This window comes from Kitasatospora sp. NPDC002543 (assembly GCF_053594915.1).
The window spans coordinates 55,397-67,025 of record NZ_JBSFWR010000015.1 but is presented as its reverse complement, the minus strand read 5'-3'; the positions used below and the strand labels follow the sequence as shown (position 1 = coordinate 67,025).

The 11,629-nt window shown below is 75.5% G+C and carries 9 protein-coding genes; 6 read left to right on the top strand and 3 right to left on the bottom strand.

Features of this window, described 5'->3' with window-relative positions; translation table 11 throughout:
- Nucleotides 1-78: 78 nt before the first annotated feature.
- The gene (locus ACWD4P_RS09650; protein ID WP_449779247.1) at nucleotides 79-642 is read right to left on the bottom strand and encodes a sigma-70 family RNA polymerase sigma factor; all 564 of its coding nucleotides are present in this window, start codon (nucleotides 640-642) and stop codon (nucleotides 79-81) included.
- Nucleotides 643-1,015: 373 nt separating this feature from the next.
- Between ACWD4P_RS09650 and ACWD4P_RS09645 the strand changes: the two genes are divergently transcribed.
- From ACWD4P_RS09645 to ACWD4P_RS09620, 6 genes are all read left to right on the top strand, one after another.
- Nucleotides 1,016-2,515 (top strand): SDR family oxidoreductase, encoded by a 1,500-nt coding sequence (locus tag ACWD4P_RS09645; protein ID WP_449779208.1) that lies wholly within the window; start codon nucleotides 1,016-1,018, stop codon nucleotides 2,513-2,515.
- A 196-nt stretch (nucleotides 2,516-2,711) separates the two neighbouring features.
- The gene (locus ACWD4P_RS09640) at nucleotides 2,712-4,040 is read left to right on the top strand and encodes an NAD(P)/FAD-dependent oxidoreductase (protein ID WP_449779246.1); all 1,329 of its coding nucleotides are present in this window, start codon (nucleotides 2,712-2,714) and stop codon (nucleotides 4,038-4,040) included.
- Nucleotides 4,037-4,837 (top strand): DUF1365 domain-containing protein, encoded by an 801-nt coding sequence (locus ACWD4P_RS09635; RefSeq protein WP_449779207.1) that lies wholly within the window; start codon nucleotides 4,037-4,039, stop codon nucleotides 4,835-4,837. Before ACWD4P_RS09640 ends, ACWD4P_RS09635 begins: the two co-directional genes overlap by 4 nt.
- The gene (locus ACWD4P_RS09630; protein ID WP_449779206.1) at nucleotides 4,834-6,120 is read left to right on the top strand and encodes a class I SAM-dependent methyltransferase; all 1,287 of its coding nucleotides are present in this window, start codon (nucleotides 4,834-4,836) and stop codon (nucleotides 6,118-6,120) included. The genes ACWD4P_RS09635 and ACWD4P_RS09630 overlap by 4 nt, the downstream gene beginning before the upstream one ends.
- The gene (locus ACWD4P_RS09625; RefSeq protein ID WP_449779205.1) at nucleotides 6,117-6,401 is read left to right on the top strand and encodes a hypothetical protein; all 285 of its coding nucleotides are present in this window, start codon (nucleotides 6,117-6,119) and stop codon (nucleotides 6,399-6,401) included. The genes ACWD4P_RS09630 and ACWD4P_RS09625 overlap by 4 nt, the downstream gene beginning before the upstream one ends.
- On the top strand, nucleotides 6,398-7,204 hold the full coding sequence (locus ACWD4P_RS09620; RefSeq protein ID WP_449779204.1) for a DUF1295 domain-containing protein: 807 nt from the start codon (nucleotides 6,398-6,400) through the stop codon (nucleotides 7,202-7,204). Before ACWD4P_RS09625 ends, ACWD4P_RS09620 begins: the two co-directional genes overlap by 4 nt.
- A gap of 190 nt (nucleotides 7,205-7,394) precedes the next feature.
- Here ACWD4P_RS09620 and ACWD4P_RS09615 read toward each other — a convergent pair whose 3' ends face one another.
- On the bottom strand, nucleotides 7,395-10,178 hold the full coding sequence (locus tag ACWD4P_RS09615) for a SpoIIE family protein phosphatase (protein WP_449779245.1): 2,784 nt from the start codon (nucleotides 10,176-10,178) through the stop codon (nucleotides 7,395-7,397).
- Nucleotides 10,179-10,567: 389 nt separating this feature from the next.
- Entirely contained in the window at nucleotides 10,568-11,368 is an 801-nt protein-coding gene (locus tag ACWD4P_RS09610) for a maleylpyruvate isomerase family mycothiol-dependent enzyme (protein WP_359829544.1), read from the bottom strand.
- Nucleotides 11,369-11,629 lie beyond the last annotated feature (261 nt).

Sequence of the window (11,629 nt, the reverse complement as noted above, 5' to 3'; positions counted from 1 at the left end):
GCCGTCCGGGCCTCGACCGGGCCCGAACCCATGGCACGGTCCCCCTTCACGGATGCCTCCACTGCCACCGGTGCCTCCCTACGGCGTCCGTGCCGCCGCCCGTCCCGCCGGCCCCGCCGGCTCGTGGTCGTCGAGCGCGGAGCGCAGCCGGCGGAGGCCGTCGCGCATGCGGGTCTTCACGGTACCGAGCGGGAGCCCCAGGGACTGCGCGATCTCCCGCTGCGAGTAGCCGCCGTAGTAGGCGAGGACCAGCGATTCGCGCTGGGGCCGGCTGAGCCGGGCGAGGGCGCGCCGGACCCGCTGGACGTCGAGGAGCCGCTCCGCCTGGTCGGCCACCGACTCGCCGACGGGCCGCTCGCGCAGGGCGGCCCGGACCTCGCGGTCGCCGGCCGCCTGGGTCGACCGGACGCGGTCGACCGCGCGGCGGTGGCCGAGGGTGAGCGTCCAGGCGAGCACACTGCCCCGCTCGGGCCGGTACGCGGCGGCGGTGCGCCAGACCTCCAGCATGACCTCCTGGGTCACCTCCTCCGCGTGCGACGGACTGCGCAGCGTGCGCAGCGCGACGCCGTACACGGGCGGGGCGAGCGTCGCGTACAGCGCGGCGAACGCGTCCGTGTCGCCGTGCGCCGCGACCAGGGCCATCAGCTCGGCCGGGTCCGCCGGGTCCGCCGGGTCGGCTGCGGGCCGTGGGGCGGGTCGTGGGGCGGGGCGTGCGCGGGTGCTCGTGGTCACGGGGTCCACGGTGCGGCGTTCCGGCCGGCCGGGCGACTCGCACCCATTGTGCATCGTTTTCCGGCCGCGTCCGAAACCGGGGCGATCCGGTGCACGGGTCGGCTCCGAAGGACGGGGTAGTCGCGAGACCGCACGACAGTCCCGTCCCGCGGGCCGTCCATCGCGACCACCACGACCGGCACCGGGACGGGTGCCAGGCCGACCACCCGGCGCGGCCGCTCGCGCCGGGGGCCGTCGCTCGGACTCCGTACCGCCCGAGCCCATCACCGACCGGGAGGCCGCCATGCCCGCACCGCTCACCTGCCTGGTCACCGGCGCCACCGGCTACATCGGCGGCCGTCTGGTGCCCGAACTGCTCGCCGCCGGGCACCGGGTGCGCTGCCTGGCCCGCGACCCGGGCCGGCTGCGCGACCAGCCCTGGCGGCCCCGGGTGGAGACCGCGAAGGGCGACGTCACCCGGCCCGAGACGCTCGTCGAGGCGCTGCGCGGAGCCGACGTCGCCTACTACCTGGTCCACTCGCTCGGGACCGGCCCCGGCTTCGAGGAGACCGACCGGCGGGCCGCCCGGGACTTCGGCGCCGCCGCCCGCGAGGCCGGGGTGCGCCGGATCGTCTACCTCGGCGGGCTCGTCCCCCGCGGCGTCCCCGCGTCCCGGCTCTCGCCGCACCTGCGCTCGCGCGCCGAGGTCGGGCGGCAGCTGCGCGACAGCGGCGTGCCCACCGCCGAGCTCCGGGCAGCGGTGATCATCGGCTCCGGCTCGGCCTCCTTCGAGATGCTCCGGTACCTGACCGAACGGCTGCCCGTGATGGTCACCCCGCGCTGGGTGAACACCCGCATCCAGCCGATCGCGGTCCGGGACGTGCTGCGTCACCTGGTCGCCGTCGCCGGCCTGCCGGCCGACGTGAACCGGAGCTTCGACCTCGGAGGCCCCGACGTGCTGACCTACCGGCAGATGATGCAGCGCTACGCCCGGGTGGCCGGGCTGCCGCCGCGGCTGATCCTTCCCACCCCGGCCCTCACCCCCTGGCTCTCCGGGCACTGGATCGGGCTCGTCACCCCGGTGCCGAACTCCATCGCCCGGCCGCTGGTCGAGTCGCTGCGGCACGAGGTGGTCTGCACCGAGCACGACATCGTCAGGTGGTCGCCCGACCCGCCGGACGGCGCGACCGGCTTCGACCGGGCGGTCGCCCTCGCGCTGCGCCGGATCCGCGACGCCGAGGTCTCCACCCACTGGTCCTCGGCCAGTCTCCCCGGCGCCCCCAGCGACCCGCTTCCCACCGACCCCGACTGGGCCGGCGGAAGCCTCTACCAGGACGTCAAGGAGCTCGACACGGACACCGCCCCGCAGGACGTCTGGCGGGTCGTCGAGGGGATCGGCGGCGACAACGGCTGGTACTCCTTCCCGCTCGCGTGGGAACTGCGCGGCCGGCTCGACCGCCTGGCCGGCGGCATCGGGCTGCGTCGGGGCCGGCGCGACCCGGCCCGGCTGCGGGTCGGTGACCCGCTCGACTTCTGGCGGGTCGAGGAGATCGACCCCGGACGGCTGCTGCGGCTGCGCGCCGAGATGCGCCTGCCCGGCCTCGCCTGGCTCGAACTCTCCGTGGCACCGAACGGCGCCGGCGGAACGCACTACCGCCAGCGCGCCCTCTTCCACCCGCACGGGCTGGCCGGCCACGCCTACTGGTGGTCGCTCGTGCCGTTCCACTCCGTGGTGTTCGGCGACATGGCCCGCAACATCACCGGCCGGGCCCGTGCCGCCGCCGGACGGGGAAGCCGGGGCTGAACCCGCTCCCGCCCAGGGCCGGGGGCACGGCGACGGCGGTCCACGGCGGTCCACGGCGGTCGACGGCGTGGTCGCGCCGCCCGGCCCGCCCGGAGAACCGGGCCGGTGGCCAATCCGCGGCGGGCCGCACTCCGAATGGGTGGTGCACGCCGTGGTCGACCGCACCGCGGTCCCGGTCAGAGAGGCCCCCGTGATGATGCCCGTCTCCCAACGCGTCAGCTCCCTCGCGCACCCTCCGCTACGGCCCGGACGCGGTCGGCCGGTCGCCGTGGTCGGGGCCGGGGTCGCGGGTCTGACCGCGGCGTACGAACTCGGCCGGGCCGGTGCCGAGGTGGTGCTGTTCGAGGCGGACGACCGTCTGGGCGGCCACGCCCACACCCAGGCCGCGCCCGGCCCCGACGGGCGGGAACTCGCCCTGGACACCGGATTCCTGGTGCACAACGAGCGGACCTACCCGCACCTGGTCCGACTGTTCCGGGAGTTGGGCGTACGCACCCAGGACAGCGAGATGAGCATGTCCGTGCACTGCGACGGGTGCGGCCTGGAGTACGCGGGCGCGCGCGGACCGGCCGGGCTGGTGGCGCGGCCGTCCGCGCTGCTGCGCGGCAGCTACCTGGCCATGCTGGCCGATGTGCCGCGGTTCCACCGCCGGGCCAGGGCGCTGCTCGCCGACCCGGGAGCGGGCGACCCGAGCCTGCGCGAGTTCCTGACCGCCGAGAGCTTCAGCCGCTACTTCGTCGGCCACTACATGACCCCGGTGGTGTCCGCGGTGTGGTCGTGCGCGCCGGACCTGGCCGGCGACTACCCGGCCCGCTACCTGTTCACCTTCCTCGACAACCACGGGATGCTGTCGGTCACCGGCTCACCGACCTGGAAGACCGTGGTGGGCGGTTCCCGGACCTACGTGCAACGGATCGCCGAGCGTCTCGGTACCATCCACCGCCTCGCCCCGGTCCGACGGGTGCGGCGCCACCCGGACGGCGTGGCCCTGACGACCGCCGACGGGCGGACCACGGACGCCGAGGCGGTGGTGATCGCCACCCACGCCGACCAGGCGCTGCGGTTGCTGGCCGACCCGAGCCCCGCGGAGCGCGAGGTGCTCGGCGCCTTCCGCTACTCCCGCAACCCCACCGTCCTGCACCGTGACGCCTCCGTGCTGCCGCGCGCTCCCTGGGCACGCGCCTCGTGGAACTACCGGATGCCGACCTGCTACGGACCGGCCGACCGGGTCCGGGTCACGTACCACCTCAACCGGCTGCTGCGGCTTCGCACCCCCGACGACTACCTGGTCACGCTGAACGAGGACCGGGCGACCGCGCCGCCCGCGCACGCGGTGGTGTCCCGCACGGTCTACGAACACCCCGTGTACACCGCCGAGACGGTCGCGGCGCAGCGCCGGCTGCCCGAACTCTCCACCGGCCGCACCGCGTTCGCCGGGGCCTACCACGGCTGGGGCTTCCACGAGGACGGCTGCCGGTCCGGCGTTCGGGCGGCCCGAACCCTGCTCGGGGTGGGGGCGCGATGACCGCGCCCGCTGTCGTGCCCGCCCGCCGTACCCTCCCCGGTCCCTGGGGCGCAGTGCTCTACCCGTACGTGACTACCCATGTGCGCACCGCGCCGCTGCGCGACGCCTTCCGCCACCGCGGCTACCTCTGGCTGGTCGACCTCGACCGGATGCCCGCGGTGCCCCGGTGGCTGCGCCCGCTCGCCCGGTTCCGCCGCGGGGAGGAGCTCCGCCGTGAGCTCGCGGACTTCCTCGCCGCGCACGGCACCGACCTGACCGGCGGCAGCGTCCTGATGCTCACCCAGGCGCGGGTGCTCGGGTACGTGTTCAACCCGCTGACCGTGTACTGGTGCCGGGACGTCGACGGCCGGCCGCTGTGCACCGTCGCCGAGGTGCGCAACACCTATGGCGGCAGCCACCGCTACCTGCTGAGGCCCGGGGCGGACGGCACCGCCGAGGCACGCAAGGAGTTCTACGTGTCCCCGTTCTTCCCGGTGGCCGGCCGCTACCGGATGCGGCTGCCCGAGCCCGACGACCGCCTGGACCTGACGGTCGCTCTGGAACTCGGCGGAGGACGGCCGTTCACCGCCACCGTCCGGGGCCGGGCCCGGCCCGCCGGCGCCCTCGGCCTTCTGCGTGCGGCGCTCCGCCACCCGCTGTCCACGCTCGCGGTCAGCGCCCACATCCGGTACCGGGGCGTCCGGCTGTGGCTTCGCGGCCTGCCCGTCCATCCGCGGCCCGGCGGTGTCGTCGGGCCGCACGCTCCGTCCAGGTGTCCGTCCCTGTCCGAAACCCCGTACGAGGAGTCCGTCGTATGACCCCCCGGCTCGACCTCACCGCCCCGCCGGCACCCACCGTCGACCCGAACCGCTGGCCGGACGTCGCCGGTGTGCCGGACGGCCGGCTGCGGGCCGCTGTCGCGGAGCGGCTGTTGCACCGGGCGGCCGTCCGGCTCGGCATCCGGGTCGAGCGCCCGGACCGCCCGGCCGTCCGGCACGCCCGGCCCGGAGCACCCGTCCTGACCCTGCACCGTCCCGCGGACTTCTTCCGGCGGGTCGGGGCGAGCGGCCTCATCGGCTTCGGCGAGGCGTACCAGGCGTGCGACTGGGACAGCCCGGACCCGGTCGCGCTGCTGACCGCCCTGGCCGCCTCCCCGGAGCAGCTGATCCCGGCCGGCACGTCCTGGCTGCGCCGCCTGGCCGTCCGCCGGACTCCGCTCGGCGAACTGCCGACCACCGGTAACGCCCGTCGCAACATCCACCGGCACTACGACCTGTCGAACGAGCTCTTCGCGCTGTTCCTCGACCCGACCCTCTCCTACTCCTCGGCCGTCTTCCCCACCCGCGCCGACGGCTCGCCGGCCGCGTCCCAGGACGGGCTGGCGGCGGCGCAGCACCGCAAGATCGACCGGCTGCTCGACCTCGCCGGAGTCCGCGCGGGCACCCGCGTGCTGGAGATCGGCACCGGCTGGGGCGAGTTGGCGCTGCGCGCCGCCGCCCGGGGCGCGACGGTGGTCAGTCTGACCCTCTCCGAGGAGCAGCTGACCCTGGCCCGCCGCCGGATCGCCGCCGCCGGCTTCGCCGACCGGGTCGACGTTCGGCTGTGCGACTACCGCTCGGCGCAAGGCGGTTACGACGCGGTGGTCAGCGTGGAGATGATCGAGGCGGTCGGGCGTCCGTTCTGGCCGGCCTACTTCGCCACCCTGGACCGGGTGCTCGCCCCCGGTGGGCGGGTCGCGCTGCAGGCCATCACCATGCCGCACGCGCGGATGCTCGCCAGTAGCGGCACGCACACCTGGATCCTCAAGTACATCTTCCCGGGCGGACAGATCCCCTCCCTGCGCGCCATCGAGGAGAACGCCGGACGGCACGGCGGCCTGCGGGTGGTCGACACCGAGGCGTACGGTCCGCACTACGCCCAGACGTTGCGGCTGTGGCGCGAACGGTTCGTCGGGCGCGCCGAGGAGGTGACGGCGCTCGGCTTCGACGAGGTCTTCCGCCGGACGTGGGAGCTGTACCTCGCCTACTCCGAGGCCGGCTTCCGATCCGGATACCTCGACGTCCACCAACTGCTGCTGACCCGAGGGCAGGTGGACCGGTGACCCGCGCCGCCGTGCTCGGCCCGCTGTTCTCCGGTCCGCGCGGCGGGCCCCGCCCGTTCCGGGCGACGGCCCGGGACGGCTCCGGGACCTCCGTCGTTCCCGACGCGACCATGCGCCCGCCCGGGCGGTCCACCGGCCTGGCCGAGGACCTCGGACCCGACGCCGTCCACACCGGACCCGACGCCGTCCACACCGGACCCGACACCGTCCGCCCCGGAGGCCGCACCGCCGCCCGCACCCCGGCCGTCCGCCCCGCCGGCCGGCACCTGGAGCCCGCGTGAACACCGGCGCCTTCCTGGTCGGCCTGGCCGTCACGGCCGCCGTCGCACTCGTCGTGCTGCTGCTGGCGTTCGCGCGGGGCGCCCGGCTCGGGCGCCACCGCGTCGTGGACATCGCCTGGGGCCTCGCTTTCACGGCCGTCGCGGTGACCGGCTACGCCCTCTCCGCCGGCCACGGCGACCCGGCCCGCCGCCTGCTGGCCACCGCCCTGGTGGCCGTCTGGGGCGTGCGGCTGTCCGCGCACATCTGGTGGCGCTCCCGCGGCGCCGGCGAGGACCCCCGCTACGCCCGGATGCTCTCCCGAGCGCCCGAGGGCCCGGCTCGTACCCGCTACGCCCTGCGGAAGGTCTACCTCCTGCAGGCCGGTCTGGTCTGGTTCGTGTCGCTGCCGGTCCAGTTCACCCTGTACCTGCCCGACCGCCTCGGCCCGCTCGACACCGCCGGGGTCGCGGTGTGGGCGGTCGGGCTGTTCTTCGAGGGCGTCGGCGACTGGCAACTCGCCCGTTTCAAGAAGGACCCCGCCAACCGGGGTCAGGTGATGGACCGCGGCCTGTGGCGCTACACCCGGCACCCGAACTACTTCGGCGACGCCTGCGTCTGGTGGGGGCTGTACCTGCTGAGCGCCCACCAGCCGGCCGCGCTCACGTTCCTGCCCAGCGTGCTGCTGATGACCTGGCTGCTGGCCTTCGGCAGCGGCAAGCCCCTGCTGGAGCGCCAGATGGCGGCCCAGCGGCGTCCAGGCTGGGCCGAGTACACCGCCCGCACCAGCTCCTTCCTGCCGCTCCCGCCCCGCCGGCGCGGCTGACGGTCGGGCCCGTCCGACGGCCGTGACCCCCACGACGCCGCCGCAAGGGGCGCGGCGGCCGCGGTGGCGGCGCGCCGCGGGTCCTCGTCACGCTCGCGCAACCGGGTGAGGGGGACCCGAGTGGACGTCGGCGATGACCCCGCCGGTGGGGTCCGGGGCTCACACGTCCCGGGGCTCACACGTCCCGGGTTTACAGCACCATCGCCTCGAACTGGAACTCGGGGGCGGTCAGCGTCTGCTCGGACCAGATGACCTTGCCCCGGGCCGTGTACCGGGTTCCCCAGCGCTCGGCCGTCTGGGCCACCAGGAACAGCCCCCGCCCGCCCTCGTCCGTCGTGGCCGCGTAGCGCAGGTGCGGGGCGGTGCTGCTCCCGTCGGAGACCTCGCAGACCAGGCTGGTGTCGCGCAGCATGCGGACGCGGACCGGTTCGGCGCCGTAGCGGATGGCGTTGGTGATCAGTTCGCTGAGGATCAGTTCGGTGGTGAAGCTCAGTTCCTCCAGGCCCCAGACGGTCAGCTGGTCGGCGCACGCCCGGCGGATGCCGGAGACGGCGGCGAAGTCGTACGGCACGTCCCAGGTGGCCACCTGGTCGGGTTCGAGCAGCCGTGTGCGGGCGACGAGGAGGGCGATGTCGTCGCGGGGGTGCGGCGGCACCAGCGCGTCGAACACGGCCCGGCAGGTGTCCTCCGGGGATCCGTCGCCCTCGGCCCGGGCGCTCGCCATGGCGCGGCGCAGCGCGGTGAGCCCGTTGTCCAGGTCGCGGTCCCGGCCGGTGACGAGGCCGTCGGTGTAGAGGGCCACCGTGGTGCCGGGTGCCAGCTGGAGCTCGGTGGTCTCGAAGGGCAGACCGCCCACACCGAGGAGCGGGCCGGCGGGCAGGTCGACGATCTCCACCCGGCCGTCGGGCAGGATCAGCGCGGGCGGCGGGTGGTCGGCCCGGGCCATGGCGCAGGTTCCGGAGGCGGGGTCGTAGATCGCGTACAGGCAGGTGGCGCCGGTGACCGCGCGCTCGGCGTCCTCGCTCCCGTCGCCGCCGTCACCGTCCGCCGGGGCCGCCTCGTTCTGGTCGAGCCGGGTGACCAGTTCGTCCAGGCGGGCGAGCAGTTCGTCCGGCGGCAGGTCGAGGGCGGAGAAGTTGAGGACGGCGGTGCGGAGCCTGCCCATCGTGGCCGCGGCGTGCAGGCCGTGGCCGACGACGTCGCCGACGACCAGCGCCACCCGGAAGCCGGGCAGGGGGAGGACGTCGAACCAGTCCCCGCCGACCCCCTGCCGGGCCGGCCGGTAGCGGTAGGCGACGTCGACCGCGCTCTGTTCGGGCACGTTGCGGGGCAGCAGGCTGCGCTGCAACGCCTCGGCCAGCCGGTGTTCGCGGGTGTAGCGGCGGGCGTTGTCGAGGCACACGGCGGTGCGGGCGACGAGTTCCTCGGCGACGGCGACGTCCTCGTCCTCGAAGGCGTCGGACTCCCGCGCGCGCCAGAAGGTGACCGTGCCCAGGGTCAGGCCGCGTGCCGTGAGCGGCGCGGAGATCAGCGAGTGGACCCCGGAGGCGAGCATCCGGTCGGCGGTCGCCGGGTCGGCGTCCCGCCAGGCCCGGGACCGACGCAGGTCGGTCACCAGGGTGGCCTGACCCGTCGCCAGGGCGGTGGCCTCCGGTGTGCCGGGCGGCGGGTCGTTCCGCGCGCCCACCGGGCGGAAGGACGGGTCCTCGCGGACGCCGCCCACGGCCACCCGGCGGACCTGCGGACCGTCGGCGGTGCCCGGACCCGGCACCGGTTCGTCCCCCTGCAGGACCGCCTCGGCGAGCTCCACCGTGGCGAAGTCCGCGAACCGCGGCACCGCCACCTCGGTCAGTTCCTGCGCGGTCTGCACCACGTCCAGGGTGGTGCCCACCCGGAGCCCCGCGTCGTACAGCAGCCGCAGGCGGGCCTGCGCCGCCTCGGCCTGCCCGGCCAGCGCCCGCAGCTCGGTGGTGTCCCGGATCGTGGCGACGCTGCCGGCGCCGCCGCCGAACGGCGCGGTCGAGCGGACGTTGACGGCGAGCAGGCGCCCCGCGGCCCGGTGGACCTCGTCGGTGGCGGACCGCCCCGACGCCAGCAGCTCGGCCAACCCCGGATCGAGCCCCAGCTCGGCCACCGGCCGCTCCTCGACCCCGGGCCGCAGCTCCAGCAGCCGCCGGGCCTCGTCGTTCGCCAGCACCACCCGCCCGTCCTCACCGATGATCAGCACGCCCTCGCGAACGGCGTGCAGCACCGCGTCGTGGTGCTCGTACATCCGCGTCATCTCGGCCGGGCCCAGGCCCCGCGTCTGGTGGCGCAGCCGGCGTCGCACCAGCACCGCCCCGGCCGTGCCCGCCACGAGCGCGGCGGCCGCGCCCCCGAGCAGCAGCGGCAGCTGTCCGCCCACCGCGCCGAGCGCGCTCTCGACGTAGTAGCCCACCTGGACCAGGCCCGCCACCGAACCGTCCGGCCTGGTGACCGGCGCGCTCGACTCCATGTCGTGCGACAGCGGGTTGTTCATCGTCAGGGTGACCGGGCCCTTCAGCTCCTCCTGCAAGGGGCCGTAGACGGGCTGACCGATCAGCTCGGGGTGGTCGGTGGAGGCGTAGCGGGTGCCGTCGGGGCCGGCGAACACGACGTAGTCGAAACCGGTGCTGTTCCTCACCGCCACGGCCAGCGGTTGCAGCACTGCGGTCGGATCGGCGCTGTCCATGGCGTCCAGGACCGTCGGGACGTGCGCCAGGGCGATGGCCGCGGCACGCGTCCGGTGCTCCGCGTCACGCGTGGCGTAGCTGCGGGCCTGCAGGATCAGTGCCGCCAGCGCGGCGGCGACGAGCAGCACCACCACGACCAGCATCCAGAGGAACACCTGTCCGGCGACACTGGGCGCCCGGAGCCGTGACCGCAGACCGCCTCCGGCGGAGCGGGGTCCGCCGGGTCCGCTCGGGGCCGTGGTCCCGAGGTCACGGCCGTGCATCCCATCCATCCAGGCCGTCCCCACGCATCCGGATCATGCCGCGCCCACTCTGCCACCCCGCCCCCGGACGCGCCCCCCGATCCGCGACCGGCACCCGGTCGGCGTCACCCGGTCGGCCGGTCGGAACGCGCGAGGGTGCCGCGTGTCCGTCATCGGCCCGCCGTGCGACCGGACGGTCGGGCTTGCCCCGCGGGTGGGTACCGCCCGGGTCAGGCCGAGGGCGGATTCGGTGGAACGGAGCACGTCCTCGCGCTCGTCGAGGGCGAGGACGTCGGAAGGACCGTTCGTGGGGAGGGCGGCGACGCGTTCGGGTTCGCCACCGGGCGGAGGCCGCTCAGGAAACCGTCCCGGCGGGCGTCATGGGGTGACACCCACCGGGACGCCGCGTCCTACTTCTCCTCCGGCTCCCAGGCGCGGAGCAGGTCGAGGAGCCCCGCGTCCCCGTCAACGCGCAGGGACTCGGCCTTGATCCGGTCGTACAGGTAGAGGACCAGCTCACTGGCCGTGCCGTGGACGGAGGCGCCGGCGGCGTCCGGCTCCTCGCCGGTCGTGGCGGTGGGCGCGGGGACGCGGGTGACGCGGGCGCCGTCGCCGTCGACGGTGAGGCGCCAGGAGAGGCCCTCGGCGGCGTGGAAGTCGAAGGCCGTGGGCTTGTGCGGCCAGGCGCTCGGCGTCGCGCAGACGGTGAACAGGAACTCCTCCACACCGTCGAGCGTCAGCTCGCCCGACAGCGGCTGCGGGGCGCCCCCGGCGAGCTGGGCGTCGTAGGTGTGCACCGCGGTCTCCTGGACCCGGTGCCGGGCGACGCCGCCGACGGTCGTCGGTGACTGCGACGCGGGCCACCACGTCCAGCAGCCGCTCTCCGGTCCCGCCGCGCGCAGGGCGTCCAGCAGAAGCCGCGTCGACGCTTCCAGCCAGGCCACCAGGGCCTCCCGCTCCTGCGGCACCTCCAGCGCGGCGCGCGCGGCGACGGCCTCGGCCGGCGGCCCGTCGGCGGGCCCCGCGCCGACGATGGCGGCCCAGAAGCGGTCTCCCCCACCCAGGTGCTTCACCAGATCGGCCAGCGTCCACCCGGGGCAGCTCGGAACCTGCGCGTCGAGACCGGGCGCGGCGGCGACCACGGCACGGAAGGCGGCCGACTGCTCGTCGATCAGTCGCAGCAGGTCGGGGAACTCAAGATTCTTTTGCACGCCGGATGTCTATCACCGCCCTCCGGTGATCGAACAGCGATTATTCACCGTCGCCGCCGCTCGGCGACGTGACGTCCACCCGGTGCGCGCGGTCGTGCTGCCGCTCACTGCTCCTCGGGTGGCTGTCCGAGGCGGGCTCGGGTCCTGTGGTCGAGTGGCCGAATGGCCGAGGCCGTGGGGGAGTTCGGGGAGGCGGCCGGGTGGGGGTGTCGCGGCCGGCGCCGGCCGGCGGTGCGGGTCTCCCGCCCGGCCACCCGACCT